22 protein-coding genes are annotated in these 23,142 nt (G+C 31.9%); 15 read left to right on the top strand and 7 right to left on the bottom strand.

Going from position 1 to position 23,142, the window contains the following annotated elements; all coding sequences use genetic code 11:
* Positions 1 to 223: 223 nt before the first annotated feature.
* The 6 genes from clpX to AQ1689_RS01590 all read right to left on the bottom strand — a co-directional run bounded on the left by clpX (position 224) and on the right by AQ1689_RS01590 (position 5,726).
* Positions 224 to 1,462: an ATP-dependent Clp protease ATP-binding subunit ClpX gene (gene clpX, locus AQ1689_RS01565; RefSeq protein ID WP_101914342.1), complete on the bottom strand. Its 1,239-nt coding sequence runs from the start codon at positions 1,460 to 1,462 to the stop codon at positions 224 to 226.
* A 113-nt stretch (positions 1,463 to 1,575) separates the two neighbouring features.
* On the bottom strand, positions 1,576 to 2,235 hold the full coding sequence (gene clpP / locus AQ1689_RS01570; protein ID WP_101914341.1) for an ATP-dependent Clp endopeptidase proteolytic subunit ClpP: 660 nt from the start codon (positions 2,233 to 2,235) through the stop codon (positions 1,576 to 1,578).
* 127 nt (positions 2,236 to 2,362) lie between these two features.
* Positions 2,363 to 3,685, bottom strand: a complete 1,323-nt coding sequence (locus AQ1689_RS01575) for a trigger factor (protein WP_101954972.1) — start codon at positions 3,683 to 3,685, stop codon at positions 2,363 to 2,365.
* Positions 3,686 to 3,762: 77 nt separating this feature from the next.
* Positions 3,763 to 4,113 (bottom strand): phage holin family protein, encoded by a 351-nt coding sequence (locus AQ1689_RS01580; protein WP_101914339.1) that lies wholly within the window; start codon positions 4,111 to 4,113, stop codon positions 3,763 to 3,765.
* Between the two features lie 124 nt (positions 4,114 to 4,237).
* Complete coding sequence (locus AQ1689_RS01585; RefSeq protein WP_101954973.1) at positions 4,238 to 5,011, bottom strand: alpha/beta fold hydrolase; 774 nt, start codon at positions 5,009 to 5,011, stop codon at positions 4,238 to 4,240.
* 1 nt (position 5,012) lies between these two features.
* Positions 5,013 to 5,726, bottom strand: coding sequence for a pyridoxine 5'-phosphate synthase (locus AQ1689_RS01590; protein WP_101954974.1), 714 nt, complete (start codon positions 5,724 to 5,726; stop codon positions 5,013 to 5,015).
* 59 nt (positions 5,727 to 5,785) lie between these two features.
* On the opposite strand from AQ1689_RS01590, the gene AQ1689_RS01595 reads away from it, so the two are divergent.
* From AQ1689_RS01595 to murI, 8 genes are all read left to right on the top strand, one after another.
* Positions 5,786 to 6,445: a CBS domain-containing protein gene (locus AQ1689_RS01595; RefSeq protein ID WP_101914336.1), complete on the top strand. Its 660-nt coding sequence runs from the start codon at positions 5,786 to 5,788 to the stop codon at positions 6,443 to 6,445.
* A 33-nt stretch (positions 6,446 to 6,478) separates the two neighbouring features.
* A complete protein-coding gene (locus AQ1689_RS01600) occupies positions 6,479 to 7,375 on the top strand; it encodes an NAD kinase (protein WP_101954975.1) in 897 nt (298 codons plus the stop codon).
* A gap of 104 nt (positions 7,376 to 7,479) precedes the next feature.
* Positions 7,480 to 8,160 carry a type IX secretion system protein PorG gene (porG, locus tag AQ1689_RS01605; protein WP_101954976.1) on the top strand — a complete coding sequence of 227 codons (681 nt, stop codon included), beginning with the start codon at positions 7,480 to 7,482 and terminating at the stop codon, positions 8,158 to 8,160.
* A 2-nt stretch (positions 8,161 to 8,162) separates the two neighbouring features.
* Complete coding sequence (locus tag AQ1689_RS01610) at positions 8,163 to 8,915, top strand: isoprenyl transferase (RefSeq protein WP_058884303.1); 753 nt, start codon at positions 8,163 to 8,165, stop codon at positions 8,913 to 8,915.
* The gene (bamA, locus tag AQ1689_RS01615) at positions 8,908 to 11,478 is read left to right on the top strand and encodes an outer membrane protein assembly factor BamA (protein WP_101954977.1); all 2,571 of its coding nucleotides are present in this window, start codon (positions 8,908 to 8,910) and stop codon (positions 11,476 to 11,478) included. Before AQ1689_RS01610 ends, bamA begins: the two co-directional genes overlap by 8 nt.
* A gap of 58 nt (positions 11,479 to 11,536) precedes the next feature.
* A complete protein-coding gene (locus AQ1689_RS01620) occupies positions 11,537 to 12,319 on the top strand; it encodes an OmpH family outer membrane protein (RefSeq protein ID WP_232118886.1) in 783 nt (260 codons plus the stop codon).
* A 57-nt stretch (positions 12,320 to 12,376) separates the two neighbouring features.
* On the top strand, positions 12,377 to 12,886 hold the full coding sequence (locus AQ1689_RS01625) for an OmpH family outer membrane protein (protein ID WP_058884300.1): 510 nt from the start codon (positions 12,377 to 12,379) through the stop codon (positions 12,884 to 12,886).
* 65 nt (positions 12,887 to 12,951) lie between these two features.
* On the top strand, positions 12,952 to 13,740 hold the full coding sequence (murI, locus tag AQ1689_RS01630) for a glutamate racemase (RefSeq protein ID WP_101954978.1): 789 nt from the start codon (positions 12,952 to 12,954) through the stop codon (positions 13,738 to 13,740).
* Positions 13,741 to 14,007: 267 nt separating this feature from the next.
* Here murI and AQ1689_RS01635 read toward each other — a convergent pair whose 3' ends face one another.
* Positions 14,008 to 14,847, bottom strand: coding sequence for an AraC family transcriptional regulator (locus AQ1689_RS01635; RefSeq protein WP_101914330.1), 840 nt, complete (start codon positions 14,845 to 14,847; stop codon positions 14,008 to 14,010).
* Between the two features lie 150 nt (positions 14,848 to 14,997).
* Here AQ1689_RS01635 and AQ1689_RS01640 point away from each other — a divergent pair, with 150 nt between their 5' ends.
* The 7 genes from AQ1689_RS01640 to AQ1689_RS01670 all read left to right on the top strand — a co-directional run bounded on the left by AQ1689_RS01640 (position 14,998) and on the right by AQ1689_RS01670 (position 23,138).
* The gene (locus tag AQ1689_RS01640; RefSeq protein ID WP_101954979.1) at positions 14,998 to 15,927 is read left to right on the top strand and encodes a dihydrodipicolinate synthase family protein; all 930 of its coding nucleotides are present in this window, start codon (positions 14,998 to 15,000) and stop codon (positions 15,925 to 15,927) included.
* Between the two features lie 308 nt (positions 15,928 to 16,235).
* A complete protein-coding gene (locus tag AQ1689_RS01645; protein ID WP_101954980.1) occupies positions 16,236 to 17,762 on the top strand; it encodes an aldehyde dehydrogenase (NADP(+)) in 1,527 nt (508 codons plus the stop codon).
* 204 nt (positions 17,763 to 17,966) lie between these two features.
* On the top strand, positions 17,967 to 18,974 hold the full coding sequence (locus AQ1689_RS01650) for a 4-hydroxyproline epimerase (protein ID WP_101954981.1): 1,008 nt from the start codon (positions 17,967 to 17,969) through the stop codon (positions 18,972 to 18,974).
* 32 nt (positions 18,975 to 19,006) lie between these two features.
* Positions 19,007 to 19,282 (top strand): DUF3781 domain-containing protein, encoded by a 276-nt coding sequence (locus tag AQ1689_RS01655; RefSeq protein ID WP_198912988.1) that lies wholly within the window; start codon positions 19,007 to 19,009, stop codon positions 19,280 to 19,282.
* Between the two features lie 8 nt (positions 19,283 to 19,290).
* The gene (locus AQ1689_RS01660; RefSeq protein WP_101954982.1) at positions 19,291 to 20,538 is read left to right on the top strand and encodes an NAD(P)/FAD-dependent oxidoreductase; all 1,248 of its coding nucleotides are present in this window, start codon (positions 19,291 to 19,293) and stop codon (positions 20,536 to 20,538) included.
* A gap of 59 nt (positions 20,539 to 20,597) precedes the next feature.
* Positions 20,598 to 21,893, top strand: a complete 1,296-nt coding sequence (locus AQ1689_RS01665; protein ID WP_101954983.1) for an aminopeptidase P N-terminal domain-containing protein — start codon at positions 20,598 to 20,600, stop codon at positions 21,891 to 21,893.
* Between the two features lie 24 nt (positions 21,894 to 21,917).
* Positions 21,918 to 23,138, top strand: coding sequence for a M24 family metallopeptidase (locus tag AQ1689_RS01670; protein WP_101954984.1), 1,221 nt, complete (start codon positions 21,918 to 21,920; stop codon positions 23,136 to 23,138).
* The last annotated feature ends 4 nt before the right edge of the window (positions 23,139 to 23,142 follow it).

The raw sequence follows: 23,142 nt of genomic DNA on the forward strand, positions 1-23,142 counted from the left end.
AGAGAAACAAGGTATTGCTGGAAAAAGACTTAAAGCTGGTTGGAATGAAGCATATCTATTAAAAGTCTTAAATATTAAAGTATGAGTTTGCCCTGATCAATGGATTAACAAATATAGTACAGTTCGAAAACTGTAAATCAATGAAACCTAGCTTCAAAATATTTTGAAGCTAGGTTTATTTTATCAATTTCATTATTTTACAACAGCCTATTTTACGCTATTATTATGAAACTGCTTTTAATTTTTTAATACCTGATTTTGTTATTTTCGATTCGGCATATTCTCTGGTAATTCTTAATTCTTTGTCATCAGAACTAGGCATTTCGAACATAGCATCGGTTAAAATTGCTTCACATAATGAACGCAATCCACGAGCTCCTAACTTGTATTCTATTGCTTTTTCTACAATATATTCCATCGCTTCTTCTGATAAAGAAAAGGCAATATCATCCATTGCAAACAACTTTGTGTATTGCTTAATTAATGAATTTTTAGGCGCTGTTAAAATAGCACGCAATGTTTTTGCATCTAAAGGATTCATGTAACTTAATACAGGTAAACGTCCAATAATTTCAGGAATTAATCCAAACGATTTTAAATCCGAAGGAATAATATATTGTAATAAATTGGTTTCATCTACTTTGTCTTCATCAATTGAAGCACTATACCCTACCGCTTGCATGTTTAAACGCTTGCTGATTATTCTTTCAATTCCTGAAAAAGCACCACCTGCGATAAATAAAATATCTTTGGTATTTACTTCGATAAATTTTTGATCAGGATGTTTTCTTCCACCTTTAGGCGCTACATTTACTACAGAACCTTCTAATAATTTTAACAAGGCTTGTTGCACACCTTCACCAGAAACATCACGTGTAATTGATGGATTATCGCCTTTACGAGCAATTTTATCAATTTCATCAATAAAAACAATTCCTCGCTCGGCTTTGTCTACATCATAATCTGCCGCTTGTAATAAACGACTTAAAATACTTTCAACATCTTCACCAACATATCCTGCTTGTGTTAAAACAGTAGCATCAACAATAGAAAATGGCACGTTTAACATTCTAGCAATTGTACGTGCTATTAATGTTTTACCAGTTCCTGTTTCACCTACTAAAATAATGTTAGATTTTTCAATTTCTACCTCATCTTGATCATCTTTAGACTGTAATAATCGTTTGTAGTGATTATAGACAGCAACCGACATTCCTTTTTTAGTTTCATCTTGCCCTATAATATATTCATCTAAAAAAGCTTTAATTTCTTTTGGCTTTTTTAAGGTTAAATCTTTAGGCAATCCTGATTCTTTTGCTTCGGATACTTCTTCTGCTACAATTCCGTGAGCTTGTTCTATACATTTATCACAAATATGAGCATCCATACCGGCAATTAATAAATCTGTTTCTGGCTTTTTACGCCCACAAAAGGAACATTCTAAGTTTTCTTCTTTCGACATTTGACTAACTTGTTATTCTTAATTATTAAAAAAATGAAACTCTTTTTATGCTTTCTTATTAGCTATAAAAAAACATAAAAAGAGTCATTTATTTTATCGGTAATTCTGAAATATTATTTTCTTTTTAAAATTTCATCTACCATTCCGTACGCTTTCGCTTCATCGGCTTTCATCCAATAATCTCTATCAGAATCTGCTTGTACTTTTTCAAAAGTTTGCCCTGAATGATCTGCAATAATATCGTATAATTCAGTTTTTAACTTTCCAATTTCTTTTACGGTAATTTCCATATCAGAAGCCTGCCCTTGAGCGCCACCCATTGGTTGGTGAATCATAATACGTGAATGTGGCAATGCAGAACGTTTTCCTTTTGCTCCTGCACACATTAATACAGCTCCCATTGAAGCTGCCATTCCTGTACAAATTGTTGCTACGTCTGGCTTGATAAATTGCATGGTATCGTAAATACCTAAACCTGCGTAAACACCCCCTCCTGGAGAGTTGATATAAATTGAAATATCTTTAGTAGCATCAACACTTTCTAAGAATAATAATTGTGCTTGAATTACATTAGCTACTTGGTCATTAACTCCTGTACCTAAAAAAATGATTCTATCCATCATTAAACGAGAAAAAACATCCATTTGGGTAATGTTCATTTGACGTTCTTCCATAATGTATGGCGTTAAACTACTGGTTATTTTCCCTAAATATGTGCTATTTATTCCGTGCTCTTTTGTTGCGTATTTTTCGAATTCTTTTCCGTAATCCATTTTGAAAATGTTTTTTGGGTTATAATGGTGTAAATATAAGAACTATTTAGTTAGTATTTCACTACTGTTTATACCTAAAAAAACCTGAATTTTCATTCAGGTTTTTAAATATAAATAGTAACTATTCTTATTTATAAACTTCTTGAACAAAGTCTTCATAAGATACCTCTTTGGTATCAAAACTCATTTTTTCTTTATAAAAAGCTAATAATTTATGGCTAATTAATTGAGATTGTAATTTATGCGCTTCTTCCTGGTTTTGTAAAACTCTACCAGCGATATCGTTTAATTCTTTTTCCTCTGGATTAATATTACCCATTTGTGCCATTTGAGAACGAACAAATCCTTTTGCATAGTCTACCAATTCAGCATATTCTAATTTGATTTCGTTATCTCTCATAATCCTTCCTTCGATTAATTGGTAACGTAATCCTTTTTCAGATTTGCTATATTCAGCAGCAGCTTGTTCAATAGTTAATTCTTTTCCTCCTGCAGTTTGTAACCATTTTTGTAAAAATGTTGCTGGTAAATCGAACTTTGTATTTTGAACTAACTCTTCAGTAATTGCGTTTAATAATTGCTGATCGGCATGTTGCTCAAATTGTAATTCAGCATCTTCTTTTATTTTACTTTTTAATTCAGCAGTAGTAGTTACACTTCCGTCAGCGAATAATTTTTCAAATAATTCTTTTTCTAAAGGAGCAGGCTCCGTTTTTGTAACTTCATCAATAGTAAAAGATACATTTACATCTAAAGCGTGAACTCCTTCATGAGGTACACCTAAAACTTCTTGTAATTTGTGAGCGTCTTCAAATAAACCTTTTGTTCCTAATTCTAAAACATCACCAGCTTTAGCACCTACAAACTTATCTAAGTTTGCTTTTCCGTTAATTTCTTTTACAGAAAGGGTTGCTTTTTTATTAATTTCTTTCTCTTCGTTTACAAAAGTTCCAGTTACGTTTGCTTCTTCATTTGCAGCGTCAACAGGTAATTGACTACCAAAACGAGTTTGGATATTTTCAATTTCTTTGTCTAATAATTCATCGGTAGCAAAAATACTATATTTAGTAACATTTTTTGCAGGCGTTAAATCTACAGCAAATTCAGGAGCTAATCCTAATTCGAATTCAAAAGAATACTCTTTAGCATCCCATCTAAAATCTTTGTTTACTACAGGTAAAGGATTTCCTAAAAGATCTAACTTTTCTTCTGTTAAAAATTTATTTAAAGAATCTTGTACTACTTTGTTTACCTCTTCTATTACGATTTCTATTTCGTGTTGCTTTTTAATAACATCCATAGGCGCTTCTCCTTTTCTAAAACCAGGATGTGTCGCTTTTTTACGACGTGCTTCTAATTCTGCATTTACCTTTGCTTGATAATCTTCAGCAACGATATCTATTTTCACAACTGCGTTTAACGCATCTACATTTTGTTTTGTAATATTCATCTTTAAGTATTTCTTTAAAATCGGGTGTAAAATTAGTTTATTTTACCTTTTTTTCAAAAGGTTTAAATGTTTCGTTTTCAGTTATTTTTATCTTCTTTTAAAAAAGAAAATAAGAAAGACCTAAACACGGATAATAATACGCTAAATAAAAGTGCGGTAAAAAATCCGTTTACGGCAAAACCTGCAATAAGGTTTCCTGCCAATAATATGATAATAGCGTTGATTACAAATAAAAATAACCCAAGTGTTAAAAGAGTTGCCGGTAAGGTAAAAACCACCAATATTGGGCGTACAAACATATTTAATAACGCTATTACAACGGCTACAATTATTGCCGTAGTGTAATTTGTTACTACTACGCCGGGTAAAAATTCGGCTAATAAAATAACAGCTACTGCTGTTAATAGTATTTTTAAAAAGGTATTCATTTATTTTAATTTTTTGATAAAGCACCTCTTTCTTCGGATAAAAAATCAGAAGTACTTTTTTGCACTATTATTTTTTACAATGCGATAATTATACCAAAAATAAAAAACTGCTATTTTGACAGGTTTACTTACCTTGGATAAACCCAATAACCTCAACATAAAAATCTGTCGGATTTTCGGCATGCAACCAATGCCCTGCATTTGAAATTGATTTAATAATCGCTTTTGGAAAATGAGCTTCAATAAGCGGCACTTCATCTTCAGAAATATAACCCGAATTTTCGCCTTTTAAAAATAAGGTATCGCCTTCAAAAATAGTAAATGATGGCAATGCTGCACCTACTTCATTATTATTTTCTGTTAGTGATGCTAGGTTAAAACGAAAAGCAAAATCAGTTTTTGTTTTTCGGTACACACTTTTTAATAAAAATTGTCGAATACCAAGTTCTGGAATTAATTCAGCTAGTTTATCATCAATTAAATTTCGAGAATTTTGAACCGTAAAATCAACAGAATTTAAAGCCGATAAAATAGCCTGATGATGTGGCGGATACATTTTAGGAGAAATATCAGCAACAATTAATTTATGTACCAATTCTGGATATTGAGTAGCAAATAACATGGCTGTTTTTCCGCCCATTGAATGCCCTAATAAAACAATGTTTTCTAAATGATAATGTGTAATATAATCGTGTAAATCATCGACCATTAATTCATAATCAAAAGCGTCGGAATGAAAACTACGCCCATGATTTCGTTGGTCTATTAAATGAACTTCAAAACCATCTTCTGCTAATTTATTGGCGTGGGTTTTCCAGTTATCGCCCATACCAAAATAACCGTGTAAAATTAACAACGGCTTGCCCGATCCTAGTATTCTTGAGTGTAGAATTTGCATATTATTTTAATCTATCAAGATACATATTTACGACGTTTTCTAATCCTAAATACAACGATTCAGAAATAAGCGCATGCCCAATAGAAACTTCTGCTAAATTGGGGATATTCTCTTTAAAAAACTGAATGTTTTCTAAACTTAAATCATGCCCTGCATTAATTCCTAAACCTAATTTATGAGCTAAAATTGCCGCATCGGTATACGGTTTTATTGCCTCTTTATTTCCTAAAGCGTATTGGGTTGCAAATTCTTCAGTATATAATTCAATTCTATCGGCACCTGTTTTTGCGGCTGCTTCAATCAGCTTTAAATCGGTATCAATAAAAATGGAAGTTCTTATATTGTTGTTTTTAAATTCGGTAATTACTTCCTGCAAATACGATTGATTGGCAACCGTATCCCAACCTGCATTAGAGGTTAAAGTGGCAACGCTATCGGGCACTAAAGTTACCTGAGTTGGCTTTATTTCCAACACCATTTTCATGAATTTATCTATCGGATTTCCTTCAATATTATACTCTGTAGTAACGATTGATTTTAAATCGTAGGCATCTTGATACCGAATATGACGTTCATCAGGTCTTGGATGAATGGTAATTCCTTGCGCTCCAAAATTTTCTATATCGGTCGCAACCTGCAATAAATTAGGTGTATTTCCACCTCTAGAATTACGTAATGTTGCTATTTTATTTATATTTACACTTAACTTTGTCATCTCATAAAATTAAGCTACAAAGATAAATCATTAAAACTTTTTAAACTATATTCGTAGTGATGAATATCAACGACTTTATATTAGACGAAATTAAAGCACTTAGCTTAAAAAGCACCGTAAAAGGCGCTCAAAAGGTATGTGGAAATTTACCGATAACGCATATTCCTATTGTTGAAAATGGAAAACTAATTGGCTGTTTGCCTGAAAGTGACATTCAAACAATAGAGAATAAAGACCATAAATTAAGTGAGTATTCTTATCTATTAGATAATTTTCATTGCAATGAAAAAGCAACGCTACTTGACTTAATTGTTTTATTCGCTGATAATGATTGTAATTTAATTCCTGTTTTAAATCAGGAAATGAATTACATCGGTTATTATGAGTTAAGTGATATTTTAGATACTTTTGCCGATAGTCCTTTTTTACACAACCAAAGTGAAACGTTGATTGTAGCAAAAAATAAAAATGATTACTCAATGAGTCAAATTGCTCAAATAGTTGAAGCTAGTGGCGGTAAATTATTAGGGCTGTATATTTCTTCTGAAAATCAAGATACTATTCAAGTTACTTTAAAAGTAATTACAAATGATATCAATGAAATTATTCAAACTTTTCGTAGGTATGACTACGCCGTTCTTACACAACATGAAGATGATTTTTATTTAGAAGAATTAAAAGACAGGGCGGCATATTTAAAAAAATACTTAGATATGTAATTTACATACCTGAGCAAACAAACATTATAACCATTGAAAAAAGTAGCCATTTACGGACAAGCTTATAATATTTCGGCTGAAAAAGAAATTAAATTATTAGTAGCCACATTAGAACAGAACAATATCGTTATTTTTTTTGAAGAAGCGTTTTACACGCTTTTAATTAAAAATAATTCTTTATCAAAAAAATATCCTACCTACGCACATTTTAACGATTTGTCAAACACCTTTGACCTGTTATTTTCTATTGGTGGTGACGGTACTATATTAAGAGCGGCAACCTATATTCGTGATTTAAACATTCCTGTTTTAGGAATCAACACTGGGCGATTGGGGTTTTTAGCAACCGTTCAAAAAGATCAAATTCAAGCGGCGGTAAATTTATTAATGGCTAAAAAATATAGCATACAAGAACGAACTTTATTACAAATAACCACCACCCCTAAAGTTAACGAATTTAACGAATTAGATTTTGCCTTAAACGAAGTTACTATTGCCCGCAGAAATACCACTTCAATGATTGGTGTAAAAACCTTTTTGAATAATGAATACTTAACAAATTATTGGGCAGATGGTTTAATTATAGCAACCCCAACAGGTTCTACTGGGTATTCTTTAAGTTGTAACGGCCCGGTAATATTGCCCAATTCGAAAAGTTTTGTAATTACGCCAATAGCCCCGCATAATTTAAATGCCAGGCCTATGGTAATTCCTGATGATACTGTTATTGAACTAGAGGTAAGCGCTCGTGAAAAGGATTTTTTAATTTCCTTAGACTCTCGCATAACAAATGTTAGCGAAGGAACTAAAATTAAAATACAAAAAGCTTCTTTTACTATAAAAAGCATTTTATTAGAACAACAATCGCATTTAAAAATACTCAGAGGCAAGCTTTTATGGGGAGAAGATACTCGAAATGAATCTTTATAAAATAATTACAATACAATAATTTCATCAAAAAAAAGTTAATCAAATACAGATTATTAACTTTTTAAAGCAAATTCAATTCCCTATATTTGCGTGCTATTCTTACAATGAAGATAATTTACCTATTCATATTATTTGCTTTTACAGCAATAACAACACAATCACAAACTCACGAAGTCGGTTTTTTCGTTGGGGGTTCTAATTACGTAGGAGATATTGGTCGTACCAATTATATATATCCTAATAAAATTGGCGGCGGTTTAATTTATAAATACAACCTAAACCCTCGAATTGCCTTACGAGCAACCTATTCGTATATTCCTGTTTCTGGTGATGACAATCAGGCTAAAAATGCTTTTCGTAAGCAACGAGGTTATGTGTTTTCGAACACCCTGCACGAGTTTGCTACGGGTATCGAATTTAATTTTTTCAATTATAATATCAGCAATTATAAAACAAATTTTACCCCATATATTTTAGCAGAAATAGCAGCGTTTAATTATGTGAGCCCTTCTAAAAGAATCGATGCAAACACCATTCGTTTAAAAAATAAAATTTCATATTCTTTACCTGTAGGTGTTGGCGTTAAAGGACGCTTGTTCAAAAATTTTGCAGCTGCTTTTGAAATAGGCGCTCGCTTTACCTTGGTAGATGATATCGATTTAACAACAGATAAAATAAACAGTTTAAACTTTGGTGGAACTGGAAACGATGTATATATGTTTACAGGAGTATCGATTGTTTACAGCTTTGGAAGACCACCCTGTTATAACGGATTGGCAGAATAACTATGGAAGAAAAATTACAACGCATTAATGTGCAAAAAGTACCGAATCATATTGCCGTTATTATGGACGGTAATGGACGATGGGCAAAAGGAAAAGGAATGCAGCGTATTTTTGGGCACAGAAATGCCTTAACCGCTATTAGAGAAACCGCCGATGCAGCAAGTGATGCTGGTGTTAAATTTATAACACTGTATGCTTTTTCTACCGAAAACTGGAACAGACCAAAACTAGAAGTAGATGCTTTAATGAGCCTACTGGTTAGCACTTTAAAAAAAGAGCTACCTGAATTTCAGCGCAAAAATGTAAAAATAAATGCGATTGGAAATATTGTTAGTTTGCCAAAAAATGCGCAAAAAATACTAGCCCATGTTATTGACCAAACTAAAAACAACACTAAAATTACCTTAACCTTTGCCTTAAGCTATGGTTCTAGAGAAGAAATTGTTAACACAATTAAAAAGATATCTAAAAAAGTTGTTAATAACGAGCTAGATATTGAAAATATAGACGAAAAAATTATAAATAACCATTTATATACATTTAATTTGCCCGACGTTGATTTAATGATACGTACAAGCGGTGAGCAGCGAATTAGTAATTTTTTACTTTGGCAAATAGCCTATGCTGAATTATATTTTACAGATATATTATGGCCCGACTTTAGAAGAGAGCACCTTTTTAATGCTATAATAGATTATCAAAACAGAGAGAGAAGATTTGGAAAAACAAGCGAACAGATTGAGATCAATGAATAAATATTCTTATATAGCCGTATTTTTAATCGCCTTTTTATCGGCGAGTGTACAAGCTCAAAAAACCGTAAATAACAACCGTACAACTACCTCCCAAAATATTATTCCTTATACCAAAGGAAGTCAATATATTCTTGGAGGAATTACCGTTACTGGTTTGCAAAAATTTAGCGAACAAACAATTCGTGTTTATACTGGTTTAGTTGATGGGCAACCTATTAAATTACCAGGTGATAAACTTACAAGCGCTATTAAAAAGCTTTACGAAAGCAAGCAATTTAGCCAAGTAGATGTGTACCTTTCTAAAAAAGATGGTGAAACCGTTTATTTAGTATTTGATGTAACCGAATTGCCACAGTTAACCACTATTTCTATTTCAGGTTTAAGCAAATCTAAAACAAAAGAGATAAAGAAAGAAACCGAGCTTAAAAAAGGAATGATGGTTACCGACAACTTAGTCACAACCACCAGAAATTACATCAAAAAGAAATATACCGATAAAGGTTTTTTAAAAACCAAAGTATCTTTAAATACCAAAAAAGACAGCACTGACATCAATACTGTTAGTATGAATATTTTTGTTGATAAAGGACAGCGTGTCAAAATAAAAGAAATCAACTTTACAGGGAACAAAGCACTACTTAGCAAAACCTTGCGTAGCGCCATGAAAAACACAAAACGTAAGTTTTTAGGGCGTTTCTGGAAATCATCAAAATATATTTTAGATGATTATAAAAAAGATTTAGAAAGTATTCTTGAAAAATATAGCGAAAACGGATACCGTGATGCACGTATTTTATCAGACCAACTTACTTGGAATAATGACAATACCATTAACCTTGATATTGCTATTGAAGAAGGACGTCAGTATCGTTTTGATGATATTAAGTTTATCGGTAATAAAAATTATTCTGATGATTTTTTAAATCGTTTTTTACGTATCGATAAAGGAGATATTTATAACGGAAAGGTTTTAAAAGAACGTATTTCAGGTGATGGAACGCCTAATTCACAAGATATTCAAACCTTATACCATAACAACGGATACTTATTTTCACAAATTAACGCCATAGAAACTAGCGTACAAAATGATTCTATTACCGTTGAGGTTCGTATTCGTGAAGACGAACAAGCAACCATTAAAAAAGTAACTGTAACAGGTAACGAAAAAACAAATGACCATGTTATTTACAGAGAATTACGTGTAAAGCCAGGTGATTTATTTAGCCGTGAAAACATTATTAGATCTATTCGTGAAATTGGTCAATTAGGATTCTTTGATGCCAATGTAACGCCCGACGTAAAACCTGATTATCAAAATAAAACAGCTAATATTGATTTTTCTGTCGTTGAAAAAGGTGGTAGTCAAATTGAATTACAAGGTGGTTATGGTGGAGGATCATTTATTGGTACTTTAGGATTATCTTTTAATAATTTTTCGTTAAGAAACATATTTAATAAACAAGCCTACAAACCACTACCAATGGGTGATGGACAGAAACTTTCATTGCGTTTACAAGCAAGTAGAACTTACAATACGTACAGTTTTTCGTTCTCAGAACCATGGTTAGGTGGTAAAAAACCGCAATCATTATCTTTTTCTGTGTATTTATCGAATCAATACCGATACGATTATAACACCAATAAAGTTGATAAAGATCAAAATTTAAGCATTTTAGGAGCTTCTATCGGTTTAGGAAAACGTTTACAATGGCCTGATGATTATTTCTCTTTATCTCAAAATATTAGCTATCAGCAAATTGAACTTAAAAACTACGGATACCGTGTTGGTTCATCAACCGACGTTATTAATAAAGGAAGTTTAAATAATTTAGCCTATACAGTTGCCTTTAGCCGTAACTCTACCGGACCAAGTTTAATATTTGCTAGTTATGGTTCGGAATTTAGCATTAAAGCAAAAGCAACCTTACCGTATTCTTTAATTAACGGAAAAGATTATAGCGAACCTTTATATCCTACAACAGCTGAAAGACAAGATTATTTAGCTGATAAATACAAATGGCTAGAGTATTATAAAATTTCTGCTAAAGGAAAATGGTACACCTCTTTGTCTCAAAATAATAAATTAGTTTTAATGTCTAATTTTGAAATGGGTTATTTAGGTTCTTACAACGACAAATTAGGTGCTACTCCGGTAGAACGATTTTTTGTTGGAGGTGACGGAATTGCACAAGGGCAATTAGACGGAAGAGAAACTATTGGTGTTCGTGGATATGAAAACAACACGCTTTCTATTGGTCCTGATGGGCAGAATGAAGGTGGAACTATTTACAATAAATTTCAAATGGAAATCCGTTATTCTATAACAGACAAACCATCGGCATCAATTTATACCTTAGGATTTTTAGAAGCGGGTAATTCTTATGAAAATTTCAGTGAATTTAGCCCGTTTAAATTAAAGCGTTCTGCAGGAGCTGGAGTTCGTATATTTATGCCAGCATTTGGTTTATTAGGTATTGACTTTGCACATGGATTTGATCCATTGCCTGGACAAACTCAAAAATCGGGTTGGCAAACACATTTTATTATCGGAAGACAGTTCTAAAAACAGGCATTTTAAATTTGTTCGCTTTTGGCACGGTTTTTTCTAAATACATTATAGCATGATGAAAAAAAACATTCTATTTATCGTTCTTTTACTTATTAGTACAAGTAGTATTGTTGCCCAGAAAAGCCAACGTTTAGCCTATATTGATACTGCATATATTCTTCAAAATATCCCTGCGTATTTAACGGCTCAAAATTCTTTAGATGCTAAAGTTGAACACTGGAAAACAACGCTAGACAAACAAGCAAGAGCTATTGAAATTTTGAAAACTGATTTAACCAACGAAAAAGTTATTTTAACAAAAGACTTGGTTTTAGAACGTGAAGAAGATATTACGTTAAAACAAGAAGCTTTACGCCGATTAGAATCGTTATACTTTGGTCCTAAAGGAGATATGTACAATTTAAGAAAGCAATTAATAAAACCGATTCAAGATCAGGTTTACAGTGCGGTTCAAACAATTGCTTCTAGAAAGAAATATGATTTTGTTTTTGATAAATCAGGCGATTTAGTTATGCTTTATTCCAATAAAAAACACGATATTAGCGAGCTTGTTATTAAAATGATTAATATTGATCAGAAAAAACAAGTAAAAAGAGATAAAGTTGCCGCTAAAAAAGAATTGCTTAAAAATGAAAGTTTAAGCGATGCGCAAAAGGAAAAAATAACAAAAAAAGAAGCGCTAAAAAAGAAAAAACAAGCAGATTTATTAGCGAAAATTAAGCGTACCGAAGAAAAAAGAGCCGCTAAATTGAAAAAAAGAGCACAAACAAAAGCTCTATTAAAAGAAAAGAAAGCCGCTGCTAAAAAATTATTAGAAGAAGCGAAAAAAAAGTAGTGACAAAAGAATATATAAATTAAGAATAGAGAACGTAAATTAAATTAAAAAACAAAGATGAAACATTTTAAAACCTTATTATTAGTTGCAATTTTCACAATTGGATTCGGTAGTATCGCAAATGCACAAAAAACGGCACATATAAACACTGATAAATTATTATCTGAAATGCCAGCTACCAAGTCTATGAAGGCTGAGCTAGAGAAGTTAAATAAAACATATCGTGATGATATTGAAGCGATGTACAAAAGACTAGAAGCTAAAATTAAAAAATACGAAGCGGAAGGAAAAAGTCAAACGCAAGAAGTAAATCAAAAAAGAGCTATCGAAGTTCAACAAGACAGACAACGTATTAGCAAAGCAGAACAATCTGCTGGGCAAGAAATGCAAAAAAAATACCAAGAAAAAACACTTCCTATTTTAAAGAAAGCAGAACAAGCAATTAAAGATGTTGCTGCTGCTAAAGGAATTATTTACGTATATGATGCTGCTCCTGGTAAAGGATTAATCGTTTACGAAAAAGGTGAAGATATTTATGGTGCTGTAAAAGCAAAATTAGGTTTCTAAATAAAACTTTAAAATATTTTATAAAAATCCTGCTGAATTCAGCAGGATTTTTATTTTTGTAGTATATGATAACACAACAACCTATCGGTATTTTTGACTCAGGAATTGGTGGCACATCTATTTGGAAAGAAATACATACATTGCTTGCTAACGAAAACACTATTTATTTATCCGATAGTAAAAATGCGCCTTATGGGCAAAAATCAACAGAAGAAATTTTAGCGCTATCTATTAAAAATACTGAATTTTTAATTAGCAAAGGATGCAAAATAATCGTGGTTGCTTGCAATACTGCTACTACAAATGCCATTGAATATTTAAGACACAACTACCCTATTCCTATCATTGGAATTGAGCCAGCAATTAAAACAGCATCCATTCAAACTAAAACAGGTACTATAGGAATATTAGCTACCCAAGGAACACTAAATAGTCGTTTATTTGAAAAAACAGCTGCTAGTATTAATAGTGATATTGTTATAATGGAACAAGTTGGTAATGGCTTGGTGGAACTTATTGAAAATGGTAAAATGTATTCTGCCGAAATGACTATTTTACTAAAGAAACATTTAAGTTTAATGCTTTCTTCGAAATGTGATTGCATTGTTTTAGGCTGTACACATTACCCCTATTTAATTCCGCAGATAAAAAAAATTGTAGGAAATAAGGTTCATATTATTGATTCTGGAGAAGCCGTAGCGAAACAAACAAAAAAAATATTAACAGAAAACAACCTTATTAATCAGTCAAAAATAAATACCTACAACACTTTTTATGTTAACAAAGATAAAAGTGTTCTAGACATTATTTTAAAAGATTATAAGAATGTAACTAGTACCTTTTTAGACTTCTAAGAGCCTGTTTAAAAATTAAAAAAATTGTCAGTTCGAGTGATTTTTTTCCTTCTACTTCCTTTTAGTCATTAAAATCATTCGAATTGATAAGAATCATCAAAAAAAAGCTAAAAACTACGGCAAATCAGGATGCAAAACTGAAATAAATTCAGTTTGACGGATTCGATTTCTTATTTTTATGTTACAATTTTTTTTTAGATGAAATTTAAACAAACTCTAATAGAAAATATATTTACAATTGGTTTTATCGAAAAAATAAACATTGATTTAATAATTTAACCTATAATTTGAAGGTGTTTTATGTTTTAACTCTTTGAATTTTCTGTTGAAATTTGAAATATTTTTAAAACCCGCTTTTTCGGAAACTTCAATAATTGAATAATCTCTATTTTGCAATAATTTACAAGCGGTTTCAATACGTAATTCATTTAAAAAAGTAAAAAATGTTTTATTGGTTCTTTGTTTAAAATACCTACAAAAAGCATTTGAAGTCATGTTTGCTACAGCCGCAATATCATCTAATTCTATTTTTTTATTAAAATTACTCAAGGTATAATCCATAATATCACGCATACGTTTTCCTTCATTATCTGTGTATTTTTTTTCATATACAAATGTTGATAACGATGTGATTTCTGATTTTAAAATAAGCTTTATAATTTTTAAAAAAATAATAAACTTCATTAAATCTTTTTCTCCTTGAAGCTTTAAAAATAATTTTTTAATTTTATTTTGATTCGATTTTACCCTAAAACTATTTTTAACAGCACTGAAAAAACCTGCAATTTCTTTAAAATCATCTAATTCAAAAAAATTATCACCAAATGATTTTTTAGTAAAAAAAAGTGAAATCATAAATGATTCTTTGATTTTTGAATTATCACTTTTAAAAACATGAGGTTGATTCCCTGCAAGTACTAAAACATCATTACTTCTATATTCATTAACAGTATCTCCAACAATTAAAGTTCCTTCACCTTTAACAACATAACACATTTGAATTTCTTCATGCTGATGAAATTTATCGTAAAAAAAAGGACCCTTATCTTCTTCGTAAATTAAACCTAAATTCTTAGTTTTTGGTATTTTAAATGGTAAAACCTTCATAATTGTGAGTAAAATATTTTGTATAAATCTATAAAATATTCACCTAAAAAAGAACTAAAATTCAATAAAAAGATAATATAATATACTATCTTGTTAAAAACTAAGCATTAAGCTTTAAAAATCAATTATAAATTTGCCTTAAAAAAACACATGAACATAAACTGGAAAGGCGTAATGCCAGCTGTTACTACTAAATTTACAAATCAAGACACGTTAGATTTAGTTAATTTTGAACTAAACATTAAAGCACAATTAGATGCTGGTGTTGTTGGAATTATCTTAGGAGGTACATTAGGAGAAGCTAGTACACTTACTGATGATGAAAAAAGAATCATTGTAAGAAAAGCAGTAGAAGTTGTAAATGGACAGGTACCAGTTATAATGAACATTGCTGAACAAACAACTGTAGCGGCAATTGATGCAGCAAGAAAAGCAAAAGAAGATGGAGCGTCAGGGTTAATGATGTTGCCTCCTATGCGTTATAAAGCAGATGATAGAGAAACTACTGTGTACTTTAAAAAAGTAGCAAACAGTACCTCTTTACCAATTATGGTGTATAATAACCCTGTTGATTACGGTATCGAAGTTACTTTAGATATGTTTGAAGAGTTATTACGTGACTGCCCAAATATTGAAGCTGTAAAAGAATCTACTAGAGATTTATCGAACATTACACGTATTAAAAATCGTTTTGGTGATAGATTACAAATATTATCTGGTGTTGATACTTTAGCTTTAGAAAGTATTTACATGGGTGCTGATGGTTGGGTTGCAGGTTTAGTATGTGCATTTCCAGCAGAAACAGTAGCTATTTTTAACTTAGCAAAAGCAGGAAGAGGCGACGAAGCTAGAGAAATTTACCGTTGGTTCTTACCTTTATTAGAATTAGATATTAATTCTAAATTAGTACAAAATATTAAATTAGCAGAGGTTGCTACTGGTATTGGTACTGAAAATGTACGTGAACCTCGTTTACCATTAATCGGTGAAGAAAGAGCAAACGTTTTAGCAATTATTGAAGAAGGTTTAAGAACTAGACCTACTTTACCTGAATATAAAGAATTAGCGGTTTTAGCTTAATTTTAAGTGAAATTTATCGTTTTAATCTTTAATTTTAAGATTATAGAATGTTAGAAAATCAGCATACAATTTAACAAATCATTGTCTTATTTATAGGGCAATGATTTGTTGTTTTCTATATCTTTTTTAACATTAAAAGAGCTTTTAAAATAAAATACTTTAGTACCTTTAATTTGTTAATTAAACCTTGTTAATAACAACAGATAATTATTTATTTGAATATAAGTAAGCTCTTAAAAATTATATAAACCATTTAAATGCGCTGTAAAATTACTGTGTATTTAAAAAAACAAAATCTCTAAAATCAAATGATTACAGGAAAAAATTATATAGGAAATCAATTAAAAGCTTCAGGAACAACTACGCATAAAACCGTGAATCCGAAGTTAAATATGCAAAACCCAACAGATTTTTATCAAGCAACTTTAGAAGAGGTTAACCAAGCTGTTGTATTAGCGGATAGCGCATTCAAAGTATATCGTAAAGTTTCAGGAGAAAAAAGAGCCGAATTTTTAAATGCTATCGCAGATGAAATTTTAGCCTTAGATACTGAACTTATAGACATGTATATGTCAGAATCTGGTTTACCAGAAGGAAGAGCACAAGGTGAAAGAGGTAGAACCGTTGGGCAGTTAAGAGCTTTTGCTGATTTAGTCGCTAAAGATCAATGGAGAAATGTAACAATTGACCAAGCCATCCCTACAAGACAGCCTTTACCAAAATCTGACCTTAGAAAAACATCAATTCCTTTAGGACCTGTTGTGGTATTTGCAGCAAGTAATTTTCCATTAGCATTTTCTACCGCAGGTGGAGATACTGCTAGTGCCTTAGCATCAGGATGTCCTGTAATTGTAAAATCGCACGCAATGCACTCTGGAACGGGTGAATTAGTAGCATCAGCAATTATAAAAGCAGCCGAAAAAACAGGAATGCCAAACGGTGTATTTTCGAACATTACAGGTAGCGGAAGAGTTGTTGGTAGCGCCTTAGTAAAACATCCGAAGGTAAAAGCAGTTGGTTTTACAGGAAGTATTGCAGGTGGTAGAGCACTTTACAATTTAGGAGCACAAAGAGACGAACCAATTCCAGTATTTGCTGAAATGGGAAGTATCAATCCTGTAGTTGTATTGCCAAATGTTATCAAAAATAAAGCAGCAGAAACGGCTAGTACTTATGCAGGTTCAATTACTGTTGGAACAGGGCAATTTTGTACAAATCCTGGGTTATTATTAACCATCGCAGGTGCCGATACAGATGCTTTTGTAAAAGATTTAGCTGAAAAAACCGTAGCAATTGCACCACAATGTATGTTACACCCAAATATTAAAGACGGTTTTGTTTCAAATGCAGAAGTAGTAAGCTCTCAACCAGGTGTTCAGGTTGTTGGTCAAATTACAGCAACTGTTGAAGCAAATTTTGCAGCATCAACAATTTGTGCTGTATCAGGAGCTGAGTTTTTAGCGAATCCTAAAATGCATACCGAAGTTTTTGGTCCTTTTTCATTAGTTGTAAAAGCAAAAGATCAAGCAGAATTATTAGATGTTATTGACCATTTAGACGGGCAATTAACAGGTACTGTTTTAGCAGAAAAAGAAGATTTTGACGCTTTACCAGCAGTAGCAGATGCTTTACAAGCTAAAGTAGGAAGAATTATTTTTAACGGTGTTCCAACAGGTGTTGAAGTTTGCGAATCAATGACACATGGAGGCCCTTACCCTGCTTCTTCAGATTCTAGATTTACAGCCGTAGGTTTAGGAGCTATTAAAAGATGGGTGCGTCCTTTTAGTTTTCAAGATTGGCCAACCGAATTATTACCTACTGAATTAAGAAATTAATAGGTAAACACTGTTAATTAACAATTTATAAAAAACAATTAAATTAATAAATATTAACATTTTCTTTAAATTATCTAATCACTTATATAGTACTTTTGGACAATATAAAGAAATTGAAAACTATGCCAGCTTCGTATTTTTAATTAAAGAAATTTTGAAGGGTTTTTTCTAAGAAATAATGCAAGCTGGCTATTCAATTTTACTATGAGAAAAACATTTTTTTGCGTTGATGCACACACTTGCGGAAATCCTGTAAGAGTTGTTGCTGGTGGAGGTCCAAACTTAATTGGAGCAAATATGAGCGAAAAGCGTCAGCATTTTTTAAAAGAATATGACTGGATTCGTAAAGGATTAATGTTCGAACCACGAGGACACGATATGATGAGTGGAAGTATTTTATTTCCGCCTCACAGCCCTGAAAACGATTTTGGAATTTTATTTATCGAAACTTCTGGATGCTTGCCAATGTGCGGACACGGAACTATCGGAACTATTACTATTGCGATTGAAGAAGGTTTGATTATTCCAAAAATTCCTGGAAAAATTAAAATGGAAGCACCCGCAGGTTTGGTAAATATCGAATATGGTCAAACAGGTAAAAAAGTGGACTGGGTTCGTTTAACAAACGTAAAAAGTTATTTAGCGGCAGAAAATTTAACAATTGATTGCCCTGAATTAGGCGAAATTACCTTTGACGTTTCTTACGGAGGAAATTATTACGCCATTGTAGATCCGCAGAAAAACTTTTCTGGAGTGCACGATTTTACCGCTAGTAAAATCATACAATATTCGCAGGTTGTTAGAGATCGTATCAATGAGAAATATCCTGATATGTTTATTCATCCTGAAAATGATACTATTAGAGATGTAACCCATATGTTATGGACAGGAAATCCTATTGACCCTACTTCTTCTGGTAGAAATGCCGTTTTTTATGGTGATAAAGCCATCGATAGAAGCCCTTGTGGAACAGGAACATCTGCTAGGTTAGCACAGTTACACGCCAAAGGAAAACTTCAACTAAAAGAAGAATTTATCCACGAAAGTTTTATCGGAAGTAAATTTATTGGTCGTGTAGAAGAAGAAACTACTTTAAACGGAAAACCAGCAATTATACCTAGTATTCAAGGTTGGGCAAAGGTTTTTGGTTACAATAATATTATTATTGATGACCAAGATGATCCTTATGCACACGGTTTTCAAGTTATCTAAAAAAAAATGTTATCTTTCAATTTAAAAAAAAATTGGAAACAATAAAACATAAAATACTCAAAAATCATTGCTATACCGAGCTTGTTTATCAGCGGATAAATAAAAAGCTCGGTATCGCTTTTTCTAAATTTGAAATAGAAACACTTATTCAAAAGGTATTGGAAGATACCGCTTTAGATGACTACGAAAAAATAGGTAAAAACTTCTACATTACTAACAAAAAGCACAATATTACCATCACAATTAATACCAGTACTTTTAGAGTTATTACCGTTAATCAAATCATTAAAAGCATAAGTTTAAAATAATATATTAAATGTCAAAAGAAGTAGTAATTATTGGTGGAGGAATTATAGGCTTATGTTCAGCTTATTACCTTCAAAAAGAAGGGCACAAAGTAACTGTTATTGATAAATCTGATTTTTCAAGCGGTGCATCTTATGTAAATGCAGGATATATTACGCCAAGTCATATTATTTCTTTGGCGGCTCCAGGAATGATTAATAAAGGGATTAAATGGATGTTCGATTCTGAAAGTCCTTTTTCGGTAAAGCCTCGTTTAGATTATGATTTTTTAAAATGGACCTGGTTATTTAAAAAAGCTTCTACCAACAAAAAAGTAGAAAGCTCAATTAAAACCATCAAAGACATCAACCTATTAAGTAGAGAATTATACGAAGATATTAAAGCCTCTAACGATTTTGATTTCTTTTACCAGCACAAAGGTTTATTAATGTGTTATCAAACCGATAAAGCTGGGCAAGAAGAATGGAAAACTGGCGAGCGTGCTATTCAAGAAGGCTTAAAAGTTGAAAATTTAACCAAAGAACAAGCTTTAAAAATAGAACCAAATGCAGGTTTAAATATTAAAGGTGCTGTGTATTATCATTCTGATTCGCACATGACACCTAATGAATTTATGCCCCAATTAAAAAGATATTTAGAGAAAAAAGGCGTTGCTATTTTAGCCAACGAAGAAGTGTTAGATATCAATGTTTTAAATGATAAAATAACTTCTTTAAGAACCAATAAGCAAGAATTAAAAGCCGATGAAATTGTTGTAGCAACAGGTTCTTGGTCGCAAATTTTAGTAAAAAAATTAAATGCTAACATTCCTATTCAGGCAGGTAAAGGCTATCGAATTAACGTAGCAAAAGATACTGGAATTACAGTTCCTGCTATTTTAATTGAAGCAAAAATTGCCGTAACACCAATGAACGGTTTTACCCGTTTTGCAGGTACTATGGAAGTTGATAAAATTAACAATAATATCAATAAAGTACGTGTAAATGCCATTGCAAAAGCAAGTGAAAACTTTTACAAAGGTTTAAAAATTGATCAGAAAGAAATTGACGATGTTGCTTGTGGTTTAAGACCCTGTTCACCTGATGGATTGCCGTATATTGGGCGTTTATCAAAAATTAAAAATGTAACAGTCGCTACTGGTCATGCTATGATGGGATGGAGTTTAGGTCCGGCAACTGGTAAATTAGTATCTGAAGTAATTTCTGATAAAAAAACAAGTTTAGATTTGAATCCGTTTCATGTAGAGCGTTATTCTTAATTTTTTATCCGAAGCAACAAAACTCAACATAATAAAACACCTCCGTAAGAAAATATACTATGCGTTACGATAAAATTGACAACTCGTTATTTATAGAAAATAGAAAGCGTTTTACCGCCAAAATGCAACCCAACAGCATCGCTATTTTAACATCAAACGATGTAAAACACAACAATGCCGATGATGTAATGGGCTTTGCGCAAAATAATGACCTTTTTTACCTTTCAGGAATTGATCAGGAAGAAACTATTTTAGTTTTATATCCTGATGCTTTTAAAAAAGAAAATCGTGCCATTTTATTTGTAAAAGAAACCAGTGATCTTATCAAAATTTGGGATGGTGAAAAATTAACTCAAAAAAAAGCTACTGAAATTTCAGGAATTTCAAGAGTAACTTGGAACAAAGATTTTGAAAGTGTTTTACAAGCAATGGCTTTTGAAGCTGACGGTTTTTATTTAGGGCATAACGAACACTATAAACGTGCCACCAATAATCAAGAAACCCAACAAGACAGAATGATAAAATGGTGTAAAGAAAAATATCCTTTACATCAATATTACAGAGCCGCGAAAATTACCCGTAATTTACGCCCTGTAAAGTCTAATAAAGAGATTGAATTATTACAAAAAGCAGCCGATATTAGCGTAGCATCTTTTTCTCGTATTTTAAAAGCCTGTAAACCTGGTAAAAATGAATACGAATTAGAGGCAGAATTAACCTATAATTTAGTGAAATCAGGGGCTTCACATCACGCTTTTCAGCCGATTGTTGCTTCCGGGAAAAATGCTTGTGCCTTACATTATAATACCAACGATTCGGTTTGTAAAGACGGTGAAATGATTTTACTTGATTTTGGCGTTTGCTATGCAAATTACAATAGCGACACTACGCGTTGTTTTCCTGTAAATGGAAAATTTTCAGAAAGACAAGCTGCTGTTTATTCTTCTGTTTTACATTGTTTAAAAGAAGGAAGTAAGCTTTTAAAAGCAGGAATTTTACCTGCCGATTACGAAAAAAACATGGCAGGTTTAGTGGAAGCTGAATTGATAAAATTAAACTTATTAAATGCTGATGCCGTAGCAAATCAAGATCCTGAAAAACCTTTATATAAACAATATTTTATGCACGGAACAGCGCATTATTTAGGTTTAGATGTGCATGATGTTGGTTTATATTCTCGTCCTTTTGAAGCGGGAATGATACTTACTTGCGAGCCTGGTATTTACATTGCAGAAGAAGGAATTGGTTGTCGATTAGAAGACGATTATTTAATTACAGAAGATGGAAATGTGAATTTAACTGCTAAAATGCCTATCGAAATTGAGGAGATTGAAGCATTAATGAAACTTTCATAAATAATAAAAAATAAAAAATTTTACATGAATACATTCGGAATTGGAGGTAGTACTATTGAAGCAGAATTAAATGCCATAACTCCAACGGCTCATTTAGTTGAACCGATTCAAAAAGAAGAGTTTCAAGCCAGAATAAACAAGGCTTGCTTAATGATGAAAGCTCAAAATAAGCAGGCAATGTATTTACATGCTGGAACAAATTTATTTTATTTCACAGGAATGAAATGGAGTTCGAGCGAACGAATGGTAGGTGCGATTTTATTTCAAAATGGTGATTTACATTTTATTGCTCCAAAGTTTGAAAAAGGAACAATTTTAGATTTTATGCTGATAAAAGGCGACGTAAATTGCTGGGAAGAACACAAAAGTCCTTTTAAATTATTCACTAAAATTCTAATTCAAAATAAAGTTACCCAAGGTGATATTTTAATGGATGAAGCAACGCCTTTTTTCATTATTGATGGAATAAATAAATGCAATGAAGTATTTACTTTAGAAAGTGCAACGCCAATTACCGCAGGTTGTAGAATGATAAAATCGGATGCTGAAATTGCTATTATGCAACATGCTATGAATATCACTTTAGAGGTTCAAAAAGCGGCAGCTCGTATTTTAAGAGTTGGGATTTCAGCAAAAGAAGTAGAAGATTTTATCCACGAAGCACATATTGCTTACGGTGCAACTGCTGGTTCTTATTTTTGCATTGTATTATTTGGGGTTGATTCATCATTTCCTCACGGTGTAAAAACGCCGAAAAATTTAGAATTAAACGAAGTTGTTTTAGTAGATACTGGTTGTGTTTTACACGATTATATTTCTGATATTACAAGAACTTATGTTTTTGGAGAAGCAGATGATTTACAAAGATCTATCTGGAATATTGAAAAAGAAACCCAACAAGCTGCATTTAAAGCTGCTAAATTAGGGCGTGTTTGTGCTGATATTGATGCTGCTGCTAGAAAAACATTAGAAAGTCATCAACTAGGTCCTAAATATGATTTACCTGGTTTACCTCACAGAACAGGGCATGGAATTGGTTTAGATATTCATGAATGGCCGTATATTGTTAAAAACGACAACACGGTTTTAGCAGAAGGGATGGCGTTTAGTAATGAGCCAATGATTTGTGTTCCTAACAAATTTGGAATCCGTCATGAAGACCATATTTATATGACTGAAAACGGTGCTAAATGGTTTACAGAACCAATGCACAGCATTGAAGATCCTTTTGGGATTTCAAAATAAATTA

The sequence above is a fragment of the Tenacibaculum finnmarkense genome, assembly GCF_900239185.1.
Classification (GTDB): Bacteria; Bacteroidota; Bacteroidia; order Flavobacteriales; family Flavobacteriaceae; genus Polaribacter; species Polaribacter finnmarkensis.

Excerpts from the sequence above, each read along its gene's own strand:
- bamA (WP_101954977.1), top strand. The coding sequence starts at position 8,908 with ATGAATAAATATTCTTATATAGCCGTATTTTTAATCGCCTTTTTATCG.
- AQ1689_RS01650 (WP_101954981.1), top strand. The coding sequence starts at position 17,967 with ATGAGAAAAACATTTTTTTGCGTTGATGCACACACTTGCGGAAATCCT.
- porG (WP_101954976.1), top strand. The coding sequence starts at position 7,480 with ATGAAGATAATTTACCTATTCATATTATTTGCTTTTACAGCAATAACA.
- AQ1689_RS01610 (WP_058884303.1), top strand. The coding sequence starts at position 8,163 with ATGGAAGAAAAATTACAACGCATTAATGTGCAAAAAGTACCGAATCAT.
- AQ1689_RS01635 (WP_101914330.1), bottom strand. The coding sequence starts at position 14,847 with ATGAAGGTTTTACCATTTAAAATACCAAAAACTAAGAATTTAGGTTTA.
- clpP (WP_101914341.1), bottom strand. The coding sequence starts at position 2,235 with ATGGATTACGGAAAAGAATTCGAAAAATACGCAACAAAAGAGCACGGA.
- AQ1689_RS01645 (WP_101954980.1), top strand. The coding sequence starts at position 16,236 with ATGATTACAGGAAAAAATTATATAGGAAATCAATTAAAAGCTTCAGGA.
- AQ1689_RS01585 (WP_101954973.1), bottom strand. The coding sequence starts at position 5,011 with ATGCAAATTCTACACTCAAGAATACTAGGATCGGGCAAGCCGTTGTTA.
- AQ1689_RS01625 (WP_058884300.1), top strand. The coding sequence starts at position 12,377 with ATGAAACATTTTAAAACCTTATTATTAGTTGCAATTTTCACAATTGGA.
- clpX (WP_101914342.1), bottom strand. The coding sequence starts at position 1,462 with ATGTCGAAAGAAGAAAACTTAGAATGTTCCTTTTGTGGGCGTAAAAAG.
- AQ1689_RS01660 (WP_101954982.1), top strand. The coding sequence starts at position 19,291 with ATGTCAAAAGAAGTAGTAATTATTGGTGGAGGAATTATAGGCTTATGT.
- AQ1689_RS01670 (WP_101954984.1), top strand. The coding sequence starts at position 21,918 with ATGAATACATTCGGAATTGGAGGTAGTACTATTGAAGCAGAATTAAAT.
- AQ1689_RS01665 (WP_101954983.1), top strand. The coding sequence starts at position 20,598 with ATGCGTTACGATAAAATTGACAACTCGTTATTTATAGAAAATAGAAAG.
- AQ1689_RS01590 (WP_101954974.1), bottom strand. The coding sequence starts at position 5,726 with ATGACAAAGTTAAGTGTAAATATAAATAAAATAGCAACATTACGTAAT.
- AQ1689_RS01575 (WP_101954972.1), bottom strand. The coding sequence starts at position 3,685 with ATGAATATTACAAAACAAAATGTAGATGCGTTAAACGCAGTTGTGAAA.
- AQ1689_RS01640 (WP_101954979.1), top strand. The coding sequence starts at position 14,998 with ATGAACATAAACTGGAAAGGCGTAATGCCAGCTGTTACTACTAAATTT.
- AQ1689_RS01620 (WP_232118886.1), top strand. The coding sequence starts at position 11,537 with ATGATGAAAAAAAACATTCTATTTATCGTTCTTTTACTTATTAGTACA.
- AQ1689_RS01595 (WP_101914336.1), top strand. The coding sequence starts at position 5,786 with ATGAATATCAACGACTTTATATTAGACGAAATTAAAGCACTTAGCTTA.
- AQ1689_RS01580 (WP_101914339.1), bottom strand. The coding sequence starts at position 4,113 with ATGAATACCTTTTTAAAAATACTATTAACAGCAGTAGCTGTTATTTTA.
- murI (WP_101954978.1), top strand. The coding sequence starts at position 12,952 with ATGATAACACAACAACCTATCGGTATTTTTGACTCAGGAATTGGTGGC.